General features: G+C 36.9%; 27 protein-coding genes and 1 pseudogene. 15 read left to right on the forward strand and 13 right to left on the reverse strand.

Annotated elements, in window-relative coordinates:
* Positions 1-480 (forward strand): hypothetical protein (locus V7112_RS05200; protein ID WP_335416403.1); only part of this gene is annotated, 480 nt, incomplete at its 5' end.
* A gap of 545 nt (positions 481-1025) precedes the next feature.
* Here V7112_RS05200 and V7112_RS05205 read toward each other — a convergent pair.
* The 3 genes from V7112_RS05205 to V7112_RS05215 all read right to left on the reverse strand — a co-directional run bounded on the left by V7112_RS05205 (position 1026) and on the right by V7112_RS05215 (position 3039).
* Positions 1026-2054: a DnaD domain-containing protein gene (locus tag V7112_RS05205; protein ID WP_335416405.1), complete on the reverse strand. Its 1029-nt coding sequence runs from the start codon at positions 2052-2054 to the stop codon at positions 1026-1028.
* Between the two features lie 110 nt (positions 2055-2164).
* Positions 2165-2668, reverse strand: coding sequence for a competence protein ComK (locus tag V7112_RS05210; protein WP_335416408.1), 504 nt, complete (start codon positions 2666-2668; stop codon positions 2165-2167).
* Between the two features lie 101 nt (positions 2669-2769).
* Positions 2770-3039 carry a helix-turn-helix domain-containing protein gene (locus V7112_RS05215; protein ID WP_335416410.1) on the reverse strand — a complete coding sequence of 90 codons (270 nt, stop codon included), beginning with the start codon at positions 3037-3039 and terminating at the stop codon, positions 2770-2772.
* A 197-nt stretch (positions 3040-3236) separates the two neighbouring features.
* Here V7112_RS05215 and V7112_RS05220 point away from each other — a divergent pair, with 197 nt between their 5' ends.
* The gene (locus V7112_RS05220) at positions 3237-3575 is read left to right on the forward strand and encodes a hypothetical protein (protein WP_335416412.1); all 339 of its coding nucleotides are present in this window, start codon (positions 3237-3239) and stop codon (positions 3573-3575) included.
* Complete coding sequence (locus tag V7112_RS05225; RefSeq protein ID WP_335416415.1) at positions 3572-3709, forward strand: hypothetical protein; 138 nt, start codon at positions 3572-3574, stop codon at positions 3707-3709. The genes V7112_RS05220 and V7112_RS05225 overlap by 4 nt, the downstream gene beginning before the upstream one ends.
* Before the next feature lie 279 nt (positions 3710-3988).
* Here V7112_RS05225 and V7112_RS23800 read toward each other — a convergent pair.
* Positions 3989-4129 (reverse strand): annotated as a pseudogene (locus tag V7112_RS23800) (DNA/RNA non-specific endonuclease); the annotation flags it as partial.
* A 359-nt stretch (positions 4130-4488) separates the two neighbouring features.
* Between V7112_RS23800 and V7112_RS05230 the strand changes: the two are divergent.
* The 3 genes from V7112_RS05230 (at position 4489) to V7112_RS05240 (ending at position 7868) form a co-directional block, all read left to right on the forward strand.
* The gene (locus tag V7112_RS05230; protein WP_335416417.1) at positions 4489-5769 is read left to right on the forward strand and encodes an aconitase X catalytic domain-containing protein; all 1281 of its coding nucleotides are present in this window, start codon (positions 4489-4491) and stop codon (positions 5767-5769) included.
* The gene (locus V7112_RS05235; RefSeq protein ID WP_335416419.1) at positions 5769-6206 is read left to right on the forward strand and encodes an aconitase X swivel domain-containing protein; all 438 of its coding nucleotides are present in this window, start codon (positions 5769-5771) and stop codon (positions 6204-6206) included. Before V7112_RS05230 ends, V7112_RS05235 begins: the two co-directional genes overlap by 1 nt.
* A gap of 351 nt (positions 6207-6557) precedes the next feature.
* On the forward strand, positions 6558-7868 hold the full coding sequence (locus V7112_RS05240) for an MFS transporter (RefSeq protein WP_335416422.1): 1311 nt from the start codon (positions 6558-6560) through the stop codon (positions 7866-7868).
* Between the two features lie 370 nt (positions 7869-8238).
* Here V7112_RS05240 and V7112_RS05245 read toward each other — a convergent pair whose 3' ends face one another.
* Positions 8239-9177 (reverse strand): DNA/RNA non-specific endonuclease, encoded by a 939-nt coding sequence (locus V7112_RS05245; protein WP_335416424.1) that lies wholly within the window; start codon positions 9175-9177, stop codon positions 8239-8241.
* A 669-nt stretch (positions 9178-9846) separates the two neighbouring features.
* On the opposite strand from V7112_RS05245, the gene V7112_RS05250 reads away from it, so the two are divergent.
* Both V7112_RS05250 and V7112_RS05255 read left to right on the forward strand, forming a co-directional pair.
* Complete coding sequence (locus tag V7112_RS05250) at positions 9847-10122, forward strand: VanZ family protein (protein ID WP_335416426.1); 276 nt, start codon at positions 9847-9849, stop codon at positions 10120-10122.
* A gap of 20 nt (positions 10123-10142) precedes the next feature.
* Entirely contained in the window at positions 10143-10289 is a 147-nt protein-coding gene (locus V7112_RS05255) for a VanZ family protein (RefSeq protein ID WP_335416519.1), read from the forward strand.
* 104 nt (positions 10290-10393) lie between these two features.
* Here V7112_RS05255 and V7112_RS05260 read toward each other — a convergent pair whose 3' ends face one another.
* Positions 10394-11551, reverse strand: coding sequence for a zinc ribbon domain-containing protein (locus V7112_RS05260; RefSeq protein ID WP_335416428.1), 1158 nt, complete (start codon positions 11549-11551; stop codon positions 10394-10396).
* A 613-nt stretch (positions 11552-12164) separates the two neighbouring features.
* On the opposite strand from V7112_RS05260, the gene V7112_RS05265 reads away from it, so the two are divergent.
* The 3 genes from V7112_RS05265 to V7112_RS05275 are packed head-to-tail and all read left to right on the forward strand — an operon-like array spanning position 12165 to position 14026.
* A complete protein-coding gene (locus tag V7112_RS05265) occupies positions 12165-12734 on the forward strand; it encodes a zinc ribbon domain-containing protein (RefSeq protein ID WP_335416432.1) in 570 nt (189 codons plus the stop codon).
* 18 nt (positions 12735-12752) lie between these two features.
* The gene (locus tag V7112_RS05270; protein WP_335416434.1) at positions 12753-13682 is read left to right on the forward strand and encodes a zinc ribbon domain-containing protein; all 930 of its coding nucleotides are present in this window, start codon (positions 12753-12755) and stop codon (positions 13680-13682) included.
* 14 nt (positions 13683-13696) lie between these two features.
* Positions 13697-14026 (forward strand): hypothetical protein, encoded by a 330-nt coding sequence (locus V7112_RS05275; protein WP_335416436.1) that lies wholly within the window; start codon positions 13697-13699, stop codon positions 14024-14026.
* A gap of 42 nt (positions 14027-14068) precedes the next feature.
* On the opposite strand, the gene V7112_RS05280 is transcribed toward V7112_RS05275, so the two are convergent.
* Positions 14069-14749 carry an RDD family protein gene (locus tag V7112_RS05280; RefSeq protein WP_335416438.1) on the reverse strand — a complete coding sequence of 227 codons (681 nt, stop codon included), beginning with the start codon at positions 14747-14749 and terminating at the stop codon, positions 14069-14071.
* 432 nt (positions 14750-15181) lie between these two features.
* Between V7112_RS05280 and V7112_RS05285 the strand changes: the two genes are divergently transcribed.
* Together V7112_RS05285 and V7112_RS05290 are read left to right on the forward strand one after the other, a co-directional pair.
* A complete protein-coding gene (locus V7112_RS05285; RefSeq protein ID WP_335416440.1) occupies positions 15182-15397 on the forward strand; it encodes a hypothetical protein in 216 nt (71 codons plus the stop codon).
* Positions 15398-15438: 41 nt separating this feature from the next.
* Positions 15439-15663, forward strand: a complete 225-nt coding sequence (locus V7112_RS05290; RefSeq protein ID WP_335416442.1) for a hypothetical protein — start codon at positions 15439-15441, stop codon at positions 15661-15663.
* 326 nt (positions 15664-15989) lie between these two features.
* On the opposite strand, the gene V7112_RS05295 is transcribed toward V7112_RS05290, so the two are convergent.
* The 5 genes from V7112_RS05295 to V7112_RS05310 form a co-directional block, all read right to left on the reverse strand.
* A complete protein-coding gene (locus V7112_RS05295; protein ID WP_335416445.1) occupies positions 15990-16739 on the reverse strand; it encodes a WG repeat-containing protein in 750 nt (249 codons plus the stop codon).
* A 14-nt stretch (positions 16740-16753) separates the two neighbouring features.
* On the reverse strand, positions 16754-16936 hold the full coding sequence (locus tag V7112_RS23805) for a WG repeat-containing protein (protein WP_438823860.1): 183 nt from the start codon (positions 16934-16936) through the stop codon (positions 16754-16756).
* Positions 16914-17606 (reverse strand): WG repeat-containing protein, encoded by a 693-nt coding sequence (locus V7112_RS05300; protein WP_335416446.1) that lies wholly within the window; start codon positions 17604-17606, stop codon positions 16914-16916. Before V7112_RS05300 ends, V7112_RS23805 begins: the two co-directional genes overlap by 23 nt.
* Before the next feature lie 388 nt (positions 17607-17994).
* Complete coding sequence (locus V7112_RS05305; protein ID WP_335416448.1) at positions 17995-18870, reverse strand: HNH endonuclease; 876 nt, start codon at positions 18868-18870, stop codon at positions 17995-17997.
* Positions 18871-19058: 188 nt separating this feature from the next.
* Positions 19059-20084, reverse strand: a complete 1026-nt coding sequence (locus tag V7112_RS05310; protein WP_335416449.1) for a hypothetical protein — start codon at positions 20082-20084, stop codon at positions 19059-19061.
* 244 nt (positions 20085-20328) lie between these two features.
* On the opposite strand from V7112_RS05310, the gene V7112_RS05315 reads away from it, so the two are divergent.
* Together V7112_RS05315 and V7112_RS05320 are read left to right on the forward strand one after the other, a co-directional pair.
* Positions 20329-20595: a hypothetical protein gene (locus V7112_RS05315; protein WP_335416451.1), complete on the forward strand. Its 267-nt coding sequence runs from the start codon at positions 20329-20331 to the stop codon at positions 20593-20595.
* Between the two features lie 172 nt (positions 20596-20767).
* Positions 20768-22219 carry a hypothetical protein gene (locus V7112_RS05320; RefSeq protein ID WP_335416453.1) on the forward strand — a complete coding sequence of 484 codons (1452 nt, stop codon included), beginning with the start codon at positions 20768-20770 and terminating at the stop codon, positions 22217-22219.
* Positions 22220-22738: 519 nt separating this feature from the next.
* Here the strand turns inward: V7112_RS05320 and V7112_RS05325 are convergent.
* A complete protein-coding gene (locus tag V7112_RS05325) occupies positions 22739-23584 on the reverse strand; it encodes a M15 family metallopeptidase (RefSeq protein WP_335416455.1) in 846 nt (281 codons plus the stop codon).
* Positions 23585-24108 lie beyond the last annotated feature (524 nt).

Raw genomic sequence — 24108 nt, forward strand, 5'->3', positions numbered from 1 at the left:
TCTTTTTTAAGTAGTATTTATAAAGATTACAAAAATACCACAGATATTGAAGAAGAATTTCACTATGAAAGCAATATACGAAATCATCTAGTTTCTATTGGAGGTCCGGTACATAACCCACTAACTCATAAACTATTAGAACTTATTAATAGTCCAATTACATTTGATAACATTTCACATGAAATAGTGGATAAAAATACAGGGACCCAATATATTGCAGAGGTACGTGATGAATTTATTATTAAAGATTATGGTCTGATTATTAGAACTAATAACCCGTTTAATAAAGAGCGTACGGTTACAATTTTGGCAGGTAGTAGAACATATGGTACTCTTTCTAGTGCTGAAGCATTAACAATGCCATTTCTTAAAACCTTATTAAGAGAATTAGGCGATAGTAAAAACTTTGCTTTGTTACTTCATGTATATCCTCCAGGTAAACCAGAAATCATAAAGTTTTATAATTTAGATAAACAGTAGTTTTTAAAACTATAAAATGGAATTTTAATTGCGGGGCCAGTCCCCCGCAAACGTAAAAAGTCTAGCTACCAATTAGACAGGTGAAAAACTACAAATGGGCCAGATTATTGAAGAATGGATTGTACCTTTAAATCAGATGCCTGTCATGCCCCGAATTTTATCGAAGATTGATTAATAATATGGATAGTAGGATACGGAAACTATAGTATCAACTAAATATTGCTAGACGGTTGGTTGGCGCGCTTCTTCCCTTTAAAGGAAGGGAAAGGGTGGGGCGATTCATCTTGGAGAGAGGGAAAGGTCCTGTGTCCCACCTCTGAACTTTAAAAAATTTATGTTAGGGTACTTTTTTTTACTTTTACCTGTACTAATCGCGATATTTAATTTCAAACATACGTTTGATTAGCGTTCTAACTTAAGAGCAGCAGGCATTTGAAATTTCAAACAAACGATTGTTTGAACGATTTTTTGAGTGAGTAAGAAATGCTGTTATAGTGATGAAATGTGTATATTTAATATTCTGGAATAGGGACAGAGGGACAGGTTCATTGTCCCAAACCATCATCACTACTTTCTTCTTTCGATCTCCTAAGCCGTTCCTCATACAACCTCTTTTTCTCTTCAAAGGTTAGGATAGAGATCGTTTCCTGGTGCTGTTTGTCATGATGTAACCAATCTGGGATGAGTTCTTGCCGGATGGGTTTTTTTAGGGTTTGTTTCTGCCTTTGTTCTTTGTAGGCAAGACGGGCTGCATAAATATCTTCAAGGCTTTGATAGCCTTTGTCTACCCAATCTCTAAGGATGGCTTCCACATAGCTCCAACGCTTAGAGGCGTTTTCTATTGCAAGTTTCATAGCTTCAATTACTAGCTTTTCTGATAAATCGGTACTCCAAGCGTTGATTTTGTCGGCGATAAAGCTACCAATCGTACCAAATCCATTTTGTTCATAGAAACGGAACGGATTTTCATTGTCTTCTTTTTCGTTCGAGGGTTTTGAAGAAGAAGAAGTCTCTGTAGTACTCTTTGTAGTAATCTCTGAAGTACTCTCTGGTAATGGCCTGTTCAAATTGAGCACATCCTCTGCCCAATTTGAGCAGCTCGTCTGCTCATTTTGAACAGATGGTCTGTCCATATTGGGCAGTTCGTCTGTCTGATTTGAACACGTGGTCTGTTCATTTTGGTCAGATGGCGGGATTTCGTCTTCTGAAGGAGTATATTCGAGGTTCACACACCCGTTGTCGCTCGTTTTTAAATTTTCAAGTTTTTCATAGTTAATCGAATACCATTTTGTATTATCTATTTTCAATTTGTTGAATTGGTCTGAAGAGAGAAGACCTTTGTTTTCTAAATTTAAGATGGATCGGCGAATGGTGCTTTTTGAAATGAAAGGGAACTGCTTTGCAAGATCGTCATAGGTGAAATATACCCATTTACGGTTCAAATGGATATTATTCGTTCGTTTTAACCAGTAATGAATTTGTTGCAAGACAATGCTCTCATTTAAGCCGATCAAAGTAGCTAGAGTAGGGGCAACAATTAGAGGTCTATCATCCAGTAGAATATTTCCATACATGTCTATCATCATCCTTTGTATATTTAATTGAGGGGTGGGACAGAGGGACAGGTCCACTGTCCCACATTTTTTATATTGGTTTTTAGGCAAAGTAGACTTTTCCGGTACTATTAAATTCCTAGTAATGGATGCGCTATCATTTTTTCTTGAATTGCATATTGTAAGATGCACATGCCAGTACGAGTGTATTGCTTTTGTAGTAGATAGTGAGATTCGTTCATGGGAAGCTCATGATGATTTTTGAATTGGATAATGGATTGGATTGCTTTGCCTGTTTGAAGGGCCGGTACGATTGATTTAATATGGTGGTAGAAGATCCAGTTGCACTCAAACGCGGTTGGTGAGTGAGTGGGGAACGCGAAGATATTTCTTCGAGGGTTGATTGGAATGGGTACCTTTTGGATCGCACCGGTCAGATGAGTGACAGCTTTGCGCCTGCCTTCGTAGGTGGCTCCGCCTTCGAGGCAGGCTGCTTTGATTAATTGCAAGGGTGTCTTTTTAACATAAAGGATTTGATGTCTTTCACGAACAATTGTGGCGTAATCGATATGGGCTGCTGATAAAAGCGTCATGGTGTCTGGATTAATTTCATAATCAATAAGTACAGGATTCATATAATAACACTCCTTTGGGGATAAATGGGGAAACCGGAGATAAAAAAACATTGAGGAGTTAGTCATTCTACTAACCATAGGGGGACTGAAAACCAGAGGAATCATTTATCTTCAGGATCGTCTAATACTTGGTCTTCAGGGATTTTATCAAAAATTTCGTCTACACTGATATTTACTCTTTTACGAAGCTTAAAGAGAGTAAGAAGTTCAGGACCTCTATTACCATTCTCAATTTTGCCAAGATTTTTTTCATCTAAATATGAATCTCTGGCTACTTCTTCTAGAGTAAGACTCTTTTCGATTCTAGATTCTCGTAGTAGTTTACCAAAATTTTTCTTAAGTTTTTCTGGATTTATGTCTCGATTTACCAAACTAGTAACCCCTTTTTACAACTATTATCTAGTTGCATAGGGGGTTGTACCACGTCCAACTGGACCCCTTATCGAAATTTTTTGATGGAGGGGGTGGTTGATTGAAGACAAATCAAAAAATATAAAGTTGTTTAGTAGAATCGTTCAATAGTAAAATAAGACTATCATACGTTTTTCAGAAATAGCGGGGAGATATTATGCCAAAAAACACACAAGAAGACTCGGTTCTAAAAGAACTTGAACAAAATTTTAATAATAAAATATCAGATTTAACAGTAACTACTGTAAAAAACAGCAATGAGTTAATACCATTGAACAATATTCATTCTTTGCAAGCACAGGTGAAAGGTGAAATTCAAGTAGATGTTAAAGAATTATCACAGGTTGCTAGTGATTTGATCGAGAAAAATGAAAAATTGTCAGACCAAGAAGTTGCCATTGAGTTACTTAAAAATATAGCAAGCAACAGTAAAAGTAAGATCATGAGAAAATTAGCATCAAATATGATTAAAGAAAAGTGGTGGAACAAGAAATGATCAAAACTGTTCTGCACTTTATTTTTGAGTTTTTCAAGAAATGGGTCAAAGAGAACGAAGAAGAAATAAAAGAGTATTTATGGGAACTGCTGATTTCAATAGTGAAAACAATAAGGGAAAGCCGTAAAGGGTAAGTGGGACAGAGGGACAGGTCCCTTGTCCCACTTCGTCCGCACTTCACGGAATCAAGGATTGCGCAGAATGGAGCCTGCCCCCCAAAAGCTAACGGATGTATTTATTGATCCAATTGGGGCGAATTCTGGTATGTATTTGTTAATTGATAGGATTGTAAAGAACTCCGAAGACCAACAGTATTATAGAATATTAAACGAATGATTAAAAGAGTGCGGAACCTTGCAAGTTATTTTATTGCAAAGCTCTGCACTTTTATTTTGCCTCAACGTTCTAGGTGCCTACTCACCTACCATACCGTCACCATCACGATCATCCATGTATTTGTATAACCAATGATCACTCGTGATTGGCATCTTGAAACCTGCTGCTTTTGCTTCTTTAATTGTCACCTGTCCATTACCGTTTGGGGAAATAGAATTAAATAATCAATAATATGGATTTGTTTACATATTTTACTAGTTTGGACTTCAAACCGAATCAATTATAAAAACTTTATTTTTAACTACTATATTATCGGGAAAAAGAATAGTAATTAATATATAAATCATTTTCATAGGGGGGATGATTCAGATGGGTACATGATTATCAACTGGTTGGAAAAATATTCTAGTAGGGAAATTCGCAAAAACTATTTTTGACATTTCCAAAAAAATGAGAACAAATCCACAAGGAATGGGGAAATTTTCTGTTTTACTGACATGCCTGTAGTATGGTTCTCGGCCAACGTTTAGAGGTAAAGCTTGGATACAAATTGATTAAAAATAAAGGAGTTGTTTGGATGAAATTGAGTCCTGAAGAATCCTATATGTTAAGTGGGGAAGCCGGGCAAGCAATGCAATTCGGTATGAAGATAATTGTATCAGCTGCACAAGCTTCTGGGGCATCACGACTCCAGCCGATAACATCTGCCCATATAGTTGATACTTTGTTAACTGGTTCTGGGGAAACTGGACCTGATTTCGCACGTACACTCGCGCGAATGGGTGCGCGGGTCGCGGTCCCCACATCTATCAACACGGGTAGTGTGGACATGAAGCACCCACACTTAAATAGACCAACAAGCGAACATGACTTCAATACATCCCAGGAGGTCATGCAAATCTTCCGAGATATGGGTTGCTCACCCACTTACACCTGCTCACCGTTTCAAGAGCCACAGAATCAATTAAGGTTTGGAGAACAAGTTGCTTGGGCAGAATCAAGTGCTGTTCCGTATGCAAATTCGGTGTTTGGTGCTCGCACCAACCGCTATGGGCATTTTATAGCAACCGCTGCTGCCATTACTGGACGGGTTCCTTTCAGTGGCTTGCATTGCGAAGAGAATCGACGCGGAAAAATAGTTATTCATGTAGATCATCTGCCTCGGGGATGGTTCGAGAATAGCTTATTTTATCACATTTTGGGCTATCGAGTAGGTCAAATATCCGGAGAACGAATCCCAGTGATTTCAGGTTTTGATAGTATTATTTCCAACGATAACCTTAAAGCATTCGGAGCAGCCGCAGCGACTTCTGGCGGCATCTCGATGTACCATATTATAGGGACAACACCAGAAGCACCGACTCTTCAAGATGCGTTACATGGTGAATCCCCAGAAGAGGTTTGGGAGCTGCAGCCTAAGGATCTGATTAGGACCTATGAGCAACTATCAAAAAATGAACGTGGAGCCCCGCTGGATGCAATTTGTTTGGGGGCACCGCACCTATCAATAGATGAAATCGGAAAGGTTTATGAATTACTAAATAAGGTTGGATGGGAACTTCAAATTCCAATGTATCTCGCAATGAGTCGACGTTCGCTAGAGGTAATTGAGAAACGTGGGTGGGCTGATAAATTTAAAGACGCGGGCGTGAATCTTATCGTCGATCGTTGTGTTTATTTTCCTGGAATCCTATGGGATCATGGATTAGCAATCATGACTGACTCCGCAAAATGGGCAAGTTATGCACCTCAGTGTATTTCTGCGAGTGTGACTATAGGCACACTGGCTGATTGTATTTCTTCCGGAAAAAAGGGGAAAGTGATTCTAGAAGAGGGCTTAGGAGGTGACGCAGTATAATGGAATTTCAAGGAAAGGAACTTCTTACTGGGTCAGCGAAGGGCCATACATTGATATTAGAGGCCTCACTAAATCTTTGGAACGGAATCGACTCCAAACAGGGAATAATTGTTCAATCAGGGCATCCCCAAGAAGGGCAAAGCATAGTTGACACTATCCTTGTTTTTGCAAAAGGTCTCAGTGGAGCAACTGCCGGTATATCGTTGACAGAATGTTTACGAACTGGACATGGACCAGTTGCTATGGTTCTTCCGGAAGTAGATGTGATGGTAGTCTGTGCATCGGTCGTTGCTGGTGAACTTTATAATAAACAGATTCCCATCCTTCAAGTTGCCTCGGAGGATATCATCCAAATTCCCAATGGGATACACGCAGAAATTAAAAATGGCATTCTAACTGCAGACAAGAGTCGGATAAGAGGGAATAAAGGTTCTTGAACTATGATTCTGCAAGACTACTTGGATCTGTGGATGAGGTATCCATTAATCACTAAAGATAAATGAGGTTCAGCCAACAAAACGTAGATATTATACTCTAAGGAATGAATTGAAGGAAAGACCTTGTTTTTTCAACGTTAAAAGAAAAATCAAGGTTTTAATTTTATTCTAAGCGGGGAGTAGTGGATGGGATAGATCTAAAAAGTGAATAAAGGGGATATATGAGGTAATAAAGTCCTCCATATATTTTAGGTCGTTCAATAGCTAGCGATAAATATACCGTATTCCAAATACTTAATCATATTATTTGCTTTGTTTTAATTTTAACCATTAATTAGGGGGGATTTTAGGATGTCTGATAATCAAATTGGAACAAATAATAAGATTAGTTTCACCGAACGTAGAAAAGTAGTATTTGCTTCGTTTGTTGGTACTGCTGTTGAATGGTATGATTTTATCCTTTACGGCTTAATGGCTGCCCTTGTTTTTCCAGAATTGTTTTTTCCTTCACTTTCTCCGATTTACGGTACTTTGGCTTCATTTATAACTTTTGCTGTAGGGTTTATTGCCCGCCCATTGGGAGGGGTCCTCTTTGGACATATTGCAGATAAATACGGGAGGAAACCTGCCTTAATGATTTCACTTTTAGGTATGGGGATTGCTACAGTCTTAATTGGTTTCCTGCCAACCGCAGCAATGATTGGTATATGGGCGCCAATTTTATTAGGTTTAATGCGTTTAATTCAAGGATTATCAGCTGGAGGTGAGTGGGGATCTGCTGTTACATTAGTGTTAGAAAATGCTCCACCCAAAAAACGCGGGTTATTTGGAAGTATCCCGCAGATGGGTGTTCCAGCAGGGTTGCTTTTGAGCAACGCAGCCGTTTTTCTTACCCAAATGGGAATGTCAGATGAGGCTTTTATGGCTTGGGGATGGCGTGTTCCTTTTTTTGTAAGTATTGTAATGATAGTAATTGGTATATATATACGTAAAAATATTAATGAATCCCCTATATTTTTGGAAAAAGTGGAGAAGATTAAACAGCATAAAAAAAGTCCTGTACTTTCTGTATTAAAAAAAGAGAAGAAGCTGTTGTTTTTAACTGCCGGAATGAAGCTTCTGCAAAACTCTGTTTTTTATATTTATACCGTTTTTATCTTAAGTTACTTAACGAACGAGCTGCACATGCAAAAATCAGATGGGATAATAGCACTTATGATTGCTTCTGCATTAGGGTTTTTATCATTACCAGCTTGGGGTTATTTAAGTGATAAAATTGGCCGTAAGCCAGTATATTTATCTGGGACCATTTTGTCAGCGTTGTTCATGTTTCCGTTTTTCTGGATGCTCCATTCACAATCATTATTAATAACAATTATTGCGGTTGTAATAGGTTTGAACATCTTTCACGATGCAGTGTATGGACCTCAGGCTGCCTATTATACTGAATTGTTTAATACCGAAGAACGAGCAAGTGGTGCTTCAATTGGTTATTCACTTGGGACTGTATTAGCAGGTGGATTTACTCCAATGATTGCAACTGCCCTTCTGGCACTTTCCGGTGGGTATACATTAATTGTGATTTTTCTTTTAGTTGTGGGTGCTGTAAGTACCATCGCCACATTGTACGCTCGAGAAACCTACAAAGACTCCATAAATTAGTGAATTTAAATGCCAATATTTTAAAATATGTAAGTACTAACCTTTTGCACCTATCAAGCAGATAAACCTTGATGTAACGGGGGTTAACCCGCAACCCATTACTAGGGGTAATGACAGCTACGCTGTTACTACCCCCATAGCGCAAATAATCATGACATTGGGCCTGACCCCAGCTGTGATAAAATTTTACCGTTCTAAATAAGACGCGATGCGTGCCAGAACTTCTATTAATTGTAAAGGTAATGGGACAGTGGCGTGCAAAGTTTGTAGCTGCATTCCCGGAAAGAAACAATCTGTACTAACCTTGCTATTTTTGATAATGCAGATTTCTTGCTCTTTCGTCTTTATTTTACCTGAACGTTCTAGGTGCCTACTCACCTACCATACCGTCACCATCACGATCATCCATATATTTGTATAACCAATGATCGCTCGTGATTGGCATCTTGAAACCTGCTGCTTTTGCTTCTTTTATTGTCACCTGTCCATTACCGTTTGTATCAATACTAGAAATATCACCGTCCGTGTTTGAACTAGTTGAATTGGAAGGCTGACTACCTGTTAAACCGAGTGATGCGTTTACTTCATCAGGGTTCACATTGTCAAATCTATCAACGATCACGCTACCCATTAAAGTATAGGTATACTGATAACTTGAAGGAATCTGCGTTTCCGTATTCGGATATGTGATAATTGCTTCAAATTTAGTGGCTCCACCTGCGCGACGGATCGCGTCTTCCATATAAGCTTGATCACCATGACGGTTGAGTGTACTATCCTGTGGCGTAATATTATAAGCATTCGATACCCCTCCGAGAGAATCAGCAATGATATGTCCTTCATCTAAAATGTCACTTTCGACACCAGGAACCTTTGCCTCATCAGAGTAGTATCTGCCTGACGATAATACAGGTTCGTTACGGTCATCCTGTAAAATGATTTCGTCAGCAATGACACGTACTAGTTGCCCGTATTCATTCGTAAATGCCCAATATTCACGGTCCCCAAAACCAATGTCAACGACGACGTTTGGCTCACGATATCCAGACAAATCACCACCATCAACTTCAATAAGTTTGTATCCTGAGAATAATTCATTTTTTAGTTGGGTTGGTGTTTCCTCTACCACTGGTTCATCACCAACCGTAGTGATAGCTTCTTCTTTTTCGCTATTTTGATTTGTATTAACTGTGGTTACTTCTTGTGAAACTGTTTCTCCATCTGTACTGGATGCATCTTCTACGCTGGTACAACCGAACATCAAGATGGCTGTTAAAAGTAAGATTAAATAGTTCATTTTCTTTTTCAATTCAGGACTCTCCTATAATAGTTCATATTATTTTCTAAAAATCTCAGAATGTGAACACGGGTTAACACTGTTATCCCATTGTTAATAGTACATTCTAAAATTATTCCTATCAACTATTATAAAATTCCAAAATGGGACAGAGGGACAGGTCCCTTGTCCCAGCAATTATCATCTCCACTGTCATTTCTGCGGTAGCTCTGAATTAGTATATGGGGTCATAATTAATAACAGTTTCGCAGATTTTAGGGGCCAGTGTGCCTAATCCCACTATGATAAAGTTTTATCGTATTAAGGTTTGCGAGAGATAGAGGTATTATTTTACTTGCAATTTTTGTCGTGAAATAGACCATCTGTACTAATTGGGTGCTTTTTAAAAATGGCAATTTCAAACAAACGTTTGTTTAAGGGTTTAGGCCAGTGATAGCGCGAAACATTTGATTCAATCAAGCGTTTGTTTGATTTCATTTTGTGGGGAAAAGGTGCATGTGATTGGAACTGTTATACTTGGCCGAAGCGTAAGTTCGACATTTTTATTTATAAATTGAGGCCCACATGACGCGGTCACAAAGATGTTGCCACAGGACTTGGCGCACTAAGTCATTGTTCCTTTTATTTGATAAGTTGAATTCAGAAACAGAAAGATAAATAGTAGGGGATAGATACTATAATATGGTTAAAATACTGTCTTGGACTGTTGTTATATTGTGGATGGCAGCAATCTTTCATTTTTCACATCAACCCGTAACAAAATCTAATAACCTTAGTAAAGGAATTGCAACAACGATCGTTGAAAAGGTTGAAAAGGTTTCTCCTGATAGGGAATTTACCATTAGTAAGGTTAATCATATTGTTCGAAAGAATGCTCACTTCTTTGTTTATTTAGTTTTAGGTCTTTTAGTCTTAAATGCCTTGAAAAGAAGTAGAGTGTTAGGTTATCGGGAATAGGATTGGCACTTCTGATTTGTGTGATATATGCCATATCCGATGAAATCCATCAAATCTTTGTACCAGGAAGAGGCCCACAGGTGGCCGATGTAGTGATTGATTCGGCTAGGGCGATTGCTGGTATAGCAATGTATATGTTAATTGTTAGGATTGTAAAGAACTTCTGAGGATCAACGGTATTCTAGTATATTAAAACTAATGTTTAAAAGGGTGCGGAACTTTGCGTGACTACTGCAAAGCTCTGCACCTTTATTTTGCCATAAATAATGGATTATCTTAGTTGTTCTATAAGTGGATGGCCATACCTTATATCCACCATCTGCTGTGCGTAGTATTCACCTTGATAGAAATCAACATATAGCTGAAAAGGAATATTTTCATGTTTTTTTCCTTTTGTATCCTTTAATATTGCAGTACCTCTCACCTTGAAAATACCCGATTGCTGGGTGTTTATGTTTTCTTCTCTTGTAAGGGTAGCATTCATCTCTTTAACTTTAATAAACTTAAAACCATCAGCTACGATCTGACCTTTTACAGACTTTTCAGCAGCCTCTAAGGCATTCTCCTCATTTTTTTCAAAAGCCTTTTGAGCCGCTTCTTCGGGACTATCCACTATTACCATCACCAATAGCGCAGTAGTAACCACAGCAACTAATAAGGAAACAAAAGGATTCTTTTTTACTTTCATGTTCATTTTATTTAAAAAATGATTTATATCTGGTTTTTTAAGCTTTGAACTGAGATTTTGAACATTAATAGTTGATGTATTAAGAGTATCATTGCCATTACTTGCTACAAGGTTATCTTTTAAATTTTGACCACAGTTCATACAATATTGGGCATTACCCACAATTTCTTGCCCACAAGATGAACAGAAATTCATTGATGTCTTTTTAGTACTATTAGAAGATCTTAAAATATTATTAGTTTTAGAATTAAAGAAAGATATTATACTATTGAAATTCCCGGAAAGCTTGGAAGATAAGGCTAATCCTATTGTTGAAAAAACTGCCAAGAAATATCCTAGTTTTAATGAAATTTCTCCTACTTCTATATTGTTCGAGGACAAATTTGAAATAAATTGTATTATTATTATTAAAAAAGAAAAGATGATTGTTGCATTCTTTAAACCCTTGAACGTTTTATTTTTAATCATTCGGTATAGTGTTATACCTCCTAAAATTGGAGGCAAAATACCACATGCAATAATAAAAATAATGATAAAATCCCCAAATGATAAATTACCCATTTTAATCATAAGATTTATAGAAAAAAAAGTTTGTTCAAATAAATTACTACTGTTTATTTCTAGTACGTCAATGCTTCTTTCATTTGGTATAAACTTTGTCCATGGTAAAAAATATGAAATTACAATTAATAGTAGGAAAAAAATTTGTACCTTTTTTTCTTTATTATGAACTTCCACCATCCTGCACCTCTTATTATATTATTCTTTCTTACATAAAATATCTAAAGGATCGGCACCTCTGTTCTCCTTCATATCATTTCTTTAAACTACGAGACTATTTTAATAGTTAATCTGTCATAGAGATATCGACCCATTCCAACAAATATTTTACAGTATTTTAAAAGTTTGTCGAATCTTTGTAGAGAATTAGCATGAAAACATTTTCTTGAGTTTTAAAGAGAGGTTTTGGAGGGGATAGTGCGTGAAGGCAATTGCCCAGTATCTTTAAAGGAATTAGCTTCAAAGTTGGAAAAGTAGCGGTTTGTATGAAAGTATATTTAATTTTTATAGTAAATCACCTTCTAGAATAGTAAAATATATATAGGAATTGTAAAGATATAGGAGAATGATTGTAGTAGTTTTATACTATTTATTAAAGCTTAATTTTACACTTGTTGGAGGAGTAGTTTTCAACCGAAATAGTCTTTCCAACGCCAATTACTTTTGTACACAGTTAACAGTACTACATATTTGTTGATTAAGCCGCAGAAACAGAACATAAGTAATTTGTTATTTATTTAGTAAGTTTTTCTGAGAGAGCAATTTATTTTAAAACATCCAAGGAGTGGACTTAATGGTAGAGAAGTTTTGTACAACTTGCGGACATGAAAGAGTTCAGGAGGAAAAGTTTTGTGGTAACTGTGGTACTGTATACTCCGCATCGACAGAAGTAGCTGCTACTTTGACATCTAATGGATCTTCTCCAATCAATAATCAAAGTATTTTAAATGGTGCTGTGAAAAGAAGTCGGTTTAGAACCCTCCCGAACATTCTTGTTAATATTGTCATAGCTATTCTCCTTCTAATGTTTAATAGTGTGTTAGAAAGGCAAGTAAGTTGGGGTGGGGGAGAGTCGTTTTTAATGGTCCTTCTACTTTTAGTAATAGGACTCCAGGTGTTAACTCTTGTATTGCAAAAAAGGAATAAGAGTTATTCACTTCTGTTACCGACTGCAATTAGTTTGATCAGTATCTTTCCTACTTTGTCTTTATTTAATGATTTTAAAAGGTGGCTTGGAAGCCAAGGATATCAAACACAGGCAGTAGCAGGAGGAGATCTTTCATTAATTTTAATGGTTCTGTTTACTTTTCTCATCATTACAGTCTTAAATATTATCTTTCTATTTGTTCGCAACAAAAAATAAATTTGGCCAGGTGAAAAGATGTTTTGTGGAAACTGTGGAACTCAATTGATTGAGCATGCAAAATTTTGTGGGAATTGTGGTGCAAAAGTGATGACCACACCAGCGGCATCGGCCCAACCCAGTGAGAATTTATCAAAGGTTATTAAGCAGGAGATTTCATCACTCCCTCTTGTCACTTTGATTGGTGACTCGATAAAAGGGGCATCAGGTTTATCAAATTTGCAAGAACAACTTAAACAAGACTATAAAAACCCGTTACTTTGGCTTTTCTATTATGAGGGCTTTGTTACCTATAAAAAAATCAATAGGGGCGCAAGTGTTGCTAGAATTATTTATAACCCAGTTGGTTTTGCAGTATCAAAGGGCATTGCTACCGGACTTAATGCGATGGATGATGAATTTGAGGCTTTTGACCCTAAAAAATGTTTATCCATGTCACTTTCATTAAGTATGGAACACATAAAGAAAGGTACAACAAAGCCGGTGCATTTATTGGTAGCAGGTAAAGCTCTGTATTATATGGGAATCAATGAAATAAATACAAAATTACAGGAGGCATTCTTTTTGCGGTCCATTAAATATCTAAGTTTGGCCATTCAAGTTGAGCAAAATCAAAAGTATATTTCGGAGTACTTTTTCTATCTTTCACAGGTTTACGGGTTGGCGGGTAAAAAGAAATTGCAATTTAGGTCCCTCAATATCTCAAGAAAAATGGGGTTTATGCCTTCATTGGAAATGATCAAAAGTGAATTAAAGAAGAAAGGGTTTACGGAGGAAAAAATCAACGGTATGTCCCTTGTTACTCACGGAGAACCAACGTACGATTTTACATTTACTTTTAAACAGGATACTTTTACTAGACTTGAAAATACAGTAAAGTTTGCTTTTACAGAACAAAGCAAAAAATTAAAAACAACAACAAACCGGATAAAAAATTTCTTTTCATAATAGGAGGGTTTCGAATGGCATTTGATTTTGATCCATTTTCACACCTTGATATGAATTTTGATCAGATTGTAGACGCTAGTGACTTGCAAATGTACGAATTTGTTAATGGTAATGGTTTTGATTTGTTAGATTTAAATCATGATACACTATTAGATCAATACCAGCTGGACCTTAATTTGGACAATCAATTAGATTCCTATCAAGCAGATTTAAATGGAAACTCTATCTTGGACAAATATGAATTCCAGAACATGGGTATGACAGATTTTAATTATGATTTAAACCATGATGGAACTGTTGATGAGTTAGATAAAGCTCTAGCTACAACTCTTTTTCCAAAATAAGTGAAGCGCCTGGGTACTAAACACCAGGCGCTTTTATATCGTCTATTTTTTGATAACGATTGTACTTGCGATCATATCGTGAAGGGTCTGGCGTTTTGAAGTAAAGGCAGCCATTAGGTACCCTATTCCTATGATAAGTGCAGAGAGATAGCCGGCGAAAAATCTTCCAAGTGCTCTTAAGAAGGAAATGCGATTTCCATCTGCGTCAGCAACCTTAATGCCCATTATCATTTTTCCAAGTGTTCCCTGACTTCTAGAGCTTTCCATACCAGCTTTATAACCTAGTCCAAAAATGAAACCCCAAAACCGCATTTTACCTTCAACATCATACGAGTTAGATAAGAATAGTAATGTAAAAATAACAATAAATACAAATGAAAATACTCCATCTAGTAGTGAGGCAGCAGCCCTTCTGCCAAAAGAGGCATACAATACTCCCGGAGTCTGTGTGTATGCTTTTTGTTCTGGTTGTATATATGTATTAAATGATTGCGAAGTAGAGCTTTGTACTGTTGCAGCAGTCTCCTGGGGCGCACCTTTTTGCTCCGAAAAGTTAAACCCACAATTCATACAAAAGTTTGTATCATGTTCCCTCTTTGTACCACATCCAGGGCAGAAATTCAAAACGGGTTTTATTTCTTTTGGTGCTTCTAACTTTTCCCCACAATTTGTACAGAATTTTACACCATCTTTTTCTTGATGATTACATTTACTACATTGCAACTTGAACCCTCCTAGAAAATAATAATATAGTGAAATTATACTATATCATTATACCTATCTACTAGATGGAAAAACTTTTGGTCACAGTGACGCCTCGAAAAATCATGGTGAAATTCGGCCGTGGGACAGAGGGACAGGTCCCTTGTCCCAATTCAGTGGATTGCAATGAACCACTGATGCCATGAAATTAATTCACTTAAACCAATTTGAGTGGATTAAAAATATGACAGTGCTTGTTCTATTGGCTGGCAATATCCAGCTCTCAAAAGATCTTCGGATTGCCCAGCAATAGCCGCTGGCCTTAACATTTTGTATAGTTAAGAGTAACCTATCTAATTGAAAGGTTTATAATAGTAAAATAGTTTTTACCCCAAACCTCCTACTTTTGTATTAGAATAGTAATAGTAAATTTATCCTGCTTTGGAGGGTATTATGGCAGATAATCAATTAACAGAGAGTAAAGTGGGTAAATTATTGGATTGGGCTTATGAAAAGTCTATAAACGGATTACCAGGTACGGGTACAGCATTTGAACTAGCTGAAAATTTTATGGGGAAGCACGATTCCATAGATAAAGCGATTAATAGTTTGGTTCGCTGGCAAAATACTAAATCCGCAACTAGTGGATTTTTATTAGATTTGAAGTAAGATTAATATTCTAGACAGAGTTGTAAAGGGAGAGGTTTTTTATGTTTTGGATTATCATCGGAGGGATTTACGCAGCGGTTATTAATTATTTTGGGGCAAAGGCCGCTTGGATTTCATTTGGAATAGGGCTATTTTTAGGTTTGATTTCATTTGGTGGACTAGCAGGAATTGCTACATTTTTATCAATTCCGGTAATATTAAGACTTATTTTTGTACAAGTTCTACCTTTTCTCCATGTTTGGTGGAATGATGTAAAGAGTAAATAATGATAAGGAAGTGTTACTTAATATGGATTATCTCCCAAAGGTAACTACATTATGTAGATATTGTGGCAGGGAAATTAAAGTGACTAGAAGAGATGCCTTATCTTTAAACTATACAAAAGCAATAATTGATTCTTGTTGTATAAAATGTAAAGTAAAAAGGATATTTCAATTGAAAAGAAATAATTAATTTTTGACATAAAAAATGCACCTCCAATTGTTAGATTCATGTCTACCAATTGGGGTGCAGTTCATCTTGGTTCAACGCACGATTTTCTTATAATATTTATCACATAACCCATCCGAATTTAAGTGTAACTATTAGTCTTTTATTCAAATGCCCAAAGATTCTCCATTCTTTCTTTAGTCCTGACAATCTGTTCACCATTTTTATTAATAATAGACCAATTTGAAGTTGTATTCCATCCGGCATAATTCGTAACGGGTGCTATCCCTTTATAGAAACGTTTACCAACTAAAAATTTGTTTGGTATGATCTGATTACCCTTTGTATCAATATATCCAACCATATTATCCATACCTGAATGTACAGCAGCGAGGCCATCTGAAAAAGGTTCTATTTTAATATACAATGGATTAACTAAAAAGTTACCGTTTGTATCGATAATACCTTCCTTGTTACCAATTTTCACATATGCATAACCCTTTGTTAATGCTATCGGTTTTGCTGTCTTAAAATCAGTAGGACGTTCAACTCCATCATATTTAGGTTTTACAACGAATTGACCAGAATAGTCAATAAATCCCCATTTACTATTTACTTTAACAGCTGCTAAGCCTTTTACAAATGACCTTCCTTCTTCAACTGGTTTAGAAAGTAATTTTTTTCCCTGTAAATCGATAAAATTATACCCTTTTTCGGAAATAGCATCCGATTTAACAACAGCAAATCCTTCTGAATAATCTATAATTTCACCTCCTATTAAGTAGTAATGTAATTTTTCAATGTTTAGCAATTGATTACCCGTTTTATCTATAACAATATTATTTCTTTGAGAATTGTTATGAAATCTATCTGATACAATTGCAACACCATTCTTAAAAGGCGTAGCTCTCACATATCTTTCCTCTATTACAATGTACCTGATCTTCTGTTATAAGTTTTATTACCAACCATTTTTCCTTTTTTATCGATATAGTAAGTACAATTATTGGTCTCCACTAATGCAATACCTTCAATAAAATTCGTTACAGAATCAAATACTTGATCAATTACAACTTTCCCTTGTTTATTAATAAAATCGCCATTTATCATTTATTGCTGCAGCCGTTAACCCATCATGAAATATTGTTCCTATTTCATTAGGATTAGTAAAGGACGTATGATCAACAAGCATTCTTTCGAAGATAGGTTCTATTACAACCTCACCGTGCGGATTAATAAAGCCAAATTTCTTTTCTCTAGGAGTACCACCGGTTCTGAATAAAGCAATAGCTGCATTTTTTGTTTTTTCTAAGTTACCTATATTTCTTAGCTCTTTACCAATGTCGTTACCATTTTTCCTTTCTTTATAGGAAGTGCCCATTCTAAATGCAGGTACACTGGAGTTTGAATTATTACTTCCATATTTTTCATAAAACCATTTTCCAATTTGGTAACAATAAAAAATTAGTAATTTAGATTCTTCATATGAACCTGATAGTTCATGTACTGAGGCATTCCCTTTCATTCTAACTTCATTAAAGAGGTGGTATGTGTCAATTGATAAGATCTCTTTCTCTTTTAATAGCTCTATATTGTTTGCTAAGGTTGAGTTTGTATTGGCTAGTTTTTCGTATTGAAGAACATAGTTAGTTAAAACTTCAACAAATTGTCTACATTTAATTGCACTACTATTTGAATCTTTATCTAAATATAGTTCTGCTGTTTCACCTAGCAAATATAAATCTAACCAGGAGTGCAAAAATTTAAAATTACTATCCATTTATATCCTCCTAAAATCCAATTCATTAGAAATTACAACAATGCACATAGATGTGAAATATATTCGTTATTTTTAAAAAAATTCATTCTTAAACAAACCTACTCCGGTAGTTAATTAACTTCAACAAAAAGGTGCATTAATCCTACTTGGATCAACGCACCCATTAGTGAAGTAACATTTTTAATTAGTGGAAAGAATTGTTTGTTCATGTGCTATAGTAGTCTCGATACAATCTACGTCAATTTTATAGAATACTTTTTTTAGATTCTCCGTTTCTCCCATTTCTTCAAACCAATTCTGTACACGTTGAACGTGTTTTTTATCCTTTTAACATTATGCTCAATACTTTCGTAATCTCAAGGCTATCATATGACATATAGCAGAAAGCCTAGCGGTAATCAGCTCCGCCACCCCAAAGCTCTCTTCCGCCTGTGTGTCCGGTGTTTTGGTGGACTTCTTCATCAACGAGCTGCAAAAGACCTGCTTCTTCATTATGATGCCACGTATAACCATCTGGCGTGTTGCCTTGGGAAAGCATTTGAATGTCATGATCTGATAAATCTAGTTCTTGAATTAAACTAGGATTCGAATGGATTTCATTATATAAATGCGTGTTTGCATAAGAGAAATGAACGGAATCCGATTGGAGATAAAGATTCTCTGGTAGTTGTACTTCATAGAAAGCATCGAACACAGGGAAGGTTCCTGTATACTCACCATCAGATAGCTCCACGTTTTTTTCCTCAAATGATATTCCGGTTTCCGGATGTGTTTCACCAACTAAATGGTCATTTCTTGTTTCAAGTTCGGCTGCTTCTACAGTGTCCGAACCATCGACAAAGTCTAAAACACCTACAGCAAGAGTCGCAACAGCAGCCACTTTTCCGATGTTTTTTACACCTTCCATTGCAGTGGCTTTGTCACCAGTCTTAATTCCTTGATACGTGGTTCCGGCATTTTTAATTGTATAGCCAATCGTCGTTCCAATGCCCTTGACCGTTCTGCCTGTGGAATCCTTTAGGTCATGAAACCCATCTTTCATGATCTCATCGTCCTTTTTGATAGCGCCATAGACCCCTTTTACAGCACCATCCACAAATTGGCCAGCACTATCTAGGGCAACCTTGGATGCTAGGTGGATACCATCCCCCACATCCTCAACCCAGGTCGACTTCACAGCCTTCCCAGCCAGCTTCACACCACCGCCAATCACACCACCAGTAACCGTACCAATCCCCTTACCAACCTCTCGAAAAACCCCCATTTTCCACCCTCCTAGGGACTAGGGACAGGTTCCTTGTCCCAGTCCTTATGTACTATGAAGCTATCATATCAGAATGTTGGGAAAATGGGAATTTGAATCGGAGTAGACCATTACTGTGCAGCAATGATCTTTATTTCCAGATAACTCATGAAAAAGGGAACTTTTCCCATGTATTCATTATTCAATTCCTAATAATTCAGTAGAATGTCTATTTCGTGTGCCATCCACTTTTCAACGTAATCGATATCCCAATATGGAAGGGTTAGATAGGGGATACGATTATTGAGGCAGTATTTCCTTTTTATTGCTTCCTTTCTTTTGACATCGGAAAGGTTGAAAGGGCTGACAGATTCATAGTGGTGGATACCTTTGAAATCAATGAGACATAGCAAAGAATTGCTATGATAAACAGCAAAGTCAAAGGTTAATGGCCTAATATCACGACACTCTTCCAATTTTGTGTTTATCTTATATTTTAGTTTAAATTGGTCTAAGGATTTGATAATTTCTTTCTCCCATTTTGATGCAGAACATTTAGGACACCGGGGGCTTTTAAGAAAGTCTTTTGGTTTTTTTTCAAAAGTGGTGCCACATTCAATATGCTTGAATATAATTGGACTAAAATTATTTACATAATATCCAATTAATTGGAAATGTCCATTTGTCAGCAATTCTACTTCTTTTATAAATCTCTCAGTTGTCTTTCGTGCATTGGAGGCACAGTAGGGACAACGCTTCCCATCAAGGAAACTCCTTGGCGTTGCCACATATTCCATTTGACATTTGTTATGCCTGAACGCAATTTTTGTATGAGAATTTAGGTATTCTCCTAGAACGGTATACTCTTTTTCTGTAAGTTTTTGAACTTGACTTTTGAAATTACGAAGGGTTTTCCGGGTTACTCCTGCACAAAATGCGCATCCTCTTCCCTTTAGAAAATTGTTAGGCGTGATTGTAAAAATATTCCCGCAAGAATTATGGATCATTTCTACCTTGGTGTGGGCGTTAACGTATTCGCTCAATACCTGGTATTCGAAATCGGTTAAGTCCTGAACCTCATCGGAAAATTCCCTTGTGGTTTTTTTCCATTTGTTTGGAATGAGCCCCAGTTGTTTTAATTTAGTTCTAACCGTGAAGGGGGATATAGACATTGTTTTCGCAATTTCTAAACTGGAAAATCCCTGTTTGTATAATCTTTCTACTTGACCATCCATCATTTTTCCCCCTTGGTTTCTTTCATTTTTCTTACTACATAGTATAACAGCAAAACAAGAAACATATACTTTCAGTCGGACAAAAAGTAGTCACCATACACTATCTGGTTTATGTGTATAAAAAATGTTTGCATGGGTAAGAATGTACTAGGTCTTAATTTACCAAGAAAGGAAGTTTCGTAAGTATGGATTAAAAAACACCAATGCTTTGCAATAGGATCAATCGATTATAGAAGGATGGTGAATGGGGTTGTTTAATAGAAAAAAGCACAATATTGAGAATATGAGATACCTGGCTAAAGAACGTGGTGGACAATGTCTTTCCCAACAATATGTGAATATCAATACAAAACTGCAGTGGATGTGCAGCAATGGTCACATTTTTGAATCCAGACCTGTGGATGTTTTAAGGGGGAATTGGTGCCCAATTGATATTGGGAAAAAAATGAATGGGGGAACAAAAAACGATGATGAAAAAACAACGTTTAAAACATACCGAGGAAAGTACTAAGAAAGCTTTATGGGATTTATATCAAGGTGAATATGTTTTAATCTCGTTTCACTCAGGCAGTCAGTTTGAAGTTCTCCATAAATGTGGCCATAGGTACAAGACTACATTTGATACGTTAATCAGAAAAAAGTCTCGATGTAAGTACTGTTCCAATTCAGAGAGGACGACTGATATGTTTAAACTACAACTGGAAGGAAGTTTTCCTGGCAGGTATCGAGTGGTGGGGGATTACAAAGGGTGGGAAAATCCAGTTTTAATTGAGTGGATTACCTGTGGGCATCAGTATTCTGTTATAGCAGGATCAGTATTAAGGGGGAGTAAATGCCCACACTGCTCGGGTAAGGATAAAAAAGACACAACGAGATTTATCCAAGAAGTACGGAAGTTGGTAGGAGACAAATTCACTGTCATCGGTGAATACGTGAATACTCATACTCCTGTCTTGCTGCAGCATAATTCCTGCAATAACAAGTTTCCTGTGCTTCGCAAGAATTTTTTGAAGGATCCGCGTTGCCCTAAGTGCTCCAAAAAGACTTCCAAACGAATTAGATGGGACACGGAGAGCTTCTCTAAGAAGGTTTTGGAGCTTGAGGGGGAGGAATATAAAGTTCAATCCACTTATGTGGACAGTAAAACACATATCGATATTCTCCATGTAAAATGCGGAAAAGTGTCTCCAATCTCACCGAGTAAGTTTTTACAAGGGAATCGGTGCCGGTATTGTTATGGGAGTTTGCGTATAGAACATGAGTGGTTCCTGCAAAAGGTTGAGCAACTCGTGGGAAAGGAATACAGGGTACTTTCCATGTATCAGAGCATGCATAAACATGTCGATATGGAGCATGTAACATGTGGCCATCAATTTCCGGTTAAACCCAATAATTTTATTCGTCTGAATACCAGGTGCCCAAATTGTGCCGGTAATCAAAAAAAGACCACTGCTGAATTTAAAAAAGAAGTTTACTGCCTGGTTGGTGAAGAGTATGAAGTTCTGGGTGAATACTTGAATACAAACACACCAATTGATATCAAACATGTTAAGTGCGGTAAGGTGTATTCCGTTACTCCTGCGAATTTTTTACGGGAGAGGCGATGTGCGCTATGTCAAGGGAAGGCAGCCAAAACAATTGAGATGTTTGGGAAGGAAGTATTTGATTTAGTTGGTGACGAGTATGCTGTTTTGGGTGGTTACGTAGATTCCAATACGAAAATTGAGATGAAACATCATTCATGTGGATACACATTCTCCATCGTTCCGCATTCTTTTTTATCCGGGACACGATGCCCAGCTTGTAATATAAATAAGGGACAGAAGCGGATTGTTGATCATCTGAAAAATAGAAACTTACCATTTGAAGTTGAATACAAAATCCCCTGTCGTTTACGTTTGGATGTAGCTGTTCTCGATCCAAAACATCCTGGTAAGCTCCTTGCGGTTTTTGAATTCCAAGGCCCGCAACATTACCAACCAATCGGATTTTTTGGGGGCCGTGAAAAGTTTCGAAGACAAATCAAAAATGACCAAAAAAAACGGCTCTATTGTATGAAAAATGATATCCGCTTAATTATCATCCCATATTGGGAATACGACCAAATTGAGAAAATTATAGACAAGCATATTTGATGCAATTGAGGGAAGGTCTATGTAAACAAAGGATGGGGAGTCCGCCTTTCTGGACTATTTATGCGGTAACCTGTGAGCCACTGTTAAGGACTTTTTAGTGACAAGATTGAAAAAAGTTTCAGGTTCTGGATCAACAGAAATTATTTCAATGCAATGATTCATTACAAATAACCGTACCGGCAAAGATGACGTTTATTTCTGGTACGATTGGTCATGCAAAACCGAAAAGAGAAGTATTTGATTTTATTGAACAGAAACTGGACCTGGATCAAACCAAAACCGTGTATATCTGGGATAATTTTGAAAAAAGATATTATCGGAGCAAAACAAGCAGGCTGGCAAGCCATCTGGATGAAATCACCGTAAAAAAGATTTACCGACTAATGCTCCCTTTAAACCAGATCAAGAAGTACACAGTGCCAAGGAGTTATTCGAATTATTTGCGTAGGGACAAAGGGACAGGTCCATCGTCCCTATTTTAAAATAGTAGATACTTGTAAACGGCGACCATTTCAGCAATTACTTATATCTTGTCACGACAACCCCATCAACATTATTCCCGGAAACTTCATATTCAGAAAAGATTGGTTCAACCATTTCAAGTGTTTCCGAAACAGGGTGGTAGGAGATGAAGTATTCTTTTTCGTCAAAAGTGGTCTTCATGGTCTTTTCCTCTTTCAGATAATCTATGTATTCCTCCAACACGAAATTCTTTTCCTTCATAAGCACACTATGGGGCAAGCCCACATAGCGAAAGTGCCAAGGCTCGTACTCAATGCCGGTAATGTCTGTTTTGTCTTTTGGATATCGGAGAATAAACCCGTATTTCCAAGCGTTTTCTTCCATCCATTTTCCTTCAGGAGCACTTTCCATTTTCATCAAGGTCGAACCAACATCAATGGATAGTCCTAGATTATGTTCACTATACCCAGGTGGCAGGGCGTAGCTAGACCCCATCTCTTCATAGAGCTTTGCTTGTTGTTCAAAGTCACGAAACCCACTATTCACAGAAAAGTGAACCAGTCCGTCCTTTTTCGCGGCCTCCATCATCCTTGAGAATTCAAGTCCCGCCTCTTTCGATAGAGAAATAGAATCAATGCTTGTCCCGAATTGTTTCCCTAATTCTACTATTGAAGACAATGGTTCAATATCATCTTTTATACCAATTTGATTAATCGGAAAAATAGTGTTGACTAACAGCAAATCTCCTTGAAAAATCTGATCCTTATTAATATCAACGGTTCTGATTTTCTTAGTTGGGGCTTCCCTTATTATCATATTCGAAACGCATTTAACTTCAGATTGAGTTCCTTCATGCTGCTGAAGGAAAGTAAAAGAAATCACAAAAATAGTAGCAATAACCAAACCCAAGACTCCTAGAGAAAATAACCACATATTTCTCCGTTGCAATTTTTCCGCCTCCCTTTTGGGACAGAGGGACAGGTCCCGTGTCCCAACTTTAACATGAGCCATGAACGATGGCTAAGATTGTTATGCTTACAAGTATTTGAACTAGAACTCTCTTTTCTCTAGTTGATAATTAAGTAATATCATCATTATATAAGGAGGGATATGAGAATAGATACGATAATTTTTGATGTCGATGATACACTATATGATCAAGCACATCTTTTCATAAAACGGTTAGGGACAGAGGGACAGGTCCCGTGTCCCAAACTCGTAATGAAAATTGAACAAAACAATAGATTATCCGTTTGTTGTACGAATAATCTATTAAATGGGTTATATAGCCTAGCGGTAATCAGTACCACTACCCCAAAGCCCTCTTCCACCTGTGTGTCTGGTATTTTGGTGCACTTCTTCATATTATTATATATTCTTTATAGGCTGCTGGGTAAATTAGATAAAAAACACCTCAAATCTCGAGA

Origin of the sequence: Bacillus sp. JJ1566 (assembly GCF_036962685.1) — a bacterium.
GTDB lineage: Bacteria > Bacillota > Bacilli > Bacillales > Bacillaceae_L > Ferdinandcohnia.

Bases quoted from the DNA above. Each gene is read 5' to 3' on its own strand.
- V7112_RS05270 (WP_335416434.1), top strand. From the start codon at position 12,753: ATGTTTTGTGGAAACTGTGGAACTCAATTGATTGAGCATGCAAAATTT.
- V7112_RS05205 (WP_335416405.1), bottom strand. From the start codon at position 2,054: ATGTATGGAAATATTCTACTGGATGATAGACCTCTAATTGTTGCCCCT.
- V7112_RS05220 (WP_335416412.1), top strand. From the start codon at position 3,237: ATGCCAAAAAACACACAAGAAGACTCGGTTCTAAAAGAACTTGAACAA.
- V7112_RS05310 (WP_335416449.1), bottom strand. From the start codon at position 20,084: ATGGATGGTCAAGTAGAAAGATTATACAAACAGGGATTTTCCAGTTTA.
- V7112_RS05300 (WP_335416446.1), bottom strand. From the start codon at position 17,606: ATGGATAGTAATTTTAAATTTTTGCACTCCTGGTTAGATTTATATTTG.
- V7112_RS05315 (WP_335416451.1), top strand. From the start codon at position 20,329: ATGGGGTTGTTTAATAGAAAAAAGCACAATATTGAGAATATGAGATAC.
- V7112_RS05275 (WP_335416436.1), top strand. From the start codon at position 13,697: ATGGCATTTGATTTTGATCCATTTTCACACCTTGATATGAATTTTGAT.
- V7112_RS05210 (WP_335416408.1), bottom strand. From the start codon at position 2,668: ATGAATCCTGTACTTATTGATTATGAAATTAATCCAGACACCATGACG.
- V7112_RS05260 (WP_335416428.1), bottom strand. From the start codon at position 11,551: ATGGTGGAAGTTCATAATAAAGAAAAAAAGGTACAAATTTTTTTCCTA.
- V7112_RS05265 (WP_335416432.1), top strand. From the start codon at position 12,165: ATGGTAGAGAAGTTTTGTACAACTTGCGGACATGAAAGAGTTCAGGAG.
- V7112_RS05235 (WP_335416419.1), top strand. From the start codon at position 5,769: ATGGAATTTCAAGGAAAGGAACTTCTTACTGGGTCAGCGAAGGGCCAT.
- V7112_RS05240 (WP_335416422.1), top strand. From the start codon at position 6,558: ATGTCTGATAATCAAATTGGAACAAATAATAAGATTAGTTTCACCGAA.
- V7112_RS05290 (WP_335416442.1), top strand. From the start codon at position 15,439: ATGTTTTGGATTATCATCGGAGGGATTTACGCAGCGGTTATTAATTAT.
- V7112_RS05225 (WP_335416415.1), top strand. From the start codon at position 3,572: ATGATCAAAACTGTTCTGCACTTTATTTTTGAGTTTTTCAAGAAATGG.
- V7112_RS05250 (WP_335416426.1), top strand. From the start codon at position 9,847: ATGGTTAAAATACTGTCTTGGACTGTTGTTATATTGTGGATGGCAGCA.
- V7112_RS23805 (WP_438823860.1), bottom strand. From the start codon at position 16,936: ATGATAAATGGCGATTTTATTAATAAACAAGGGAAAGTTGTAATTGAT.
- V7112_RS05285 (WP_335416440.1), top strand. From the start codon at position 15,182: ATGGCAGATAATCAATTAACAGAGAGTAAAGTGGGTAAATTATTGGAT.
- V7112_RS05305 (WP_335416448.1), bottom strand. From the start codon at position 18,870: ATGGGGGTTTTTCGAGAGGTTGGTAAGGGGATTGGTACGGTTACTGGT.
- V7112_RS05320 (WP_335416453.1), top strand. From the start codon at position 20,768: ATGTTTAAACTACAACTGGAAGGAAGTTTTCCTGGCAGGTATCGAGTG.
- V7112_RS05230 (WP_335416417.1), top strand. From the start codon at position 4,489: ATGAAATTGAGTCCTGAAGAATCCTATATGTTAAGTGGGGAAGCCGGG.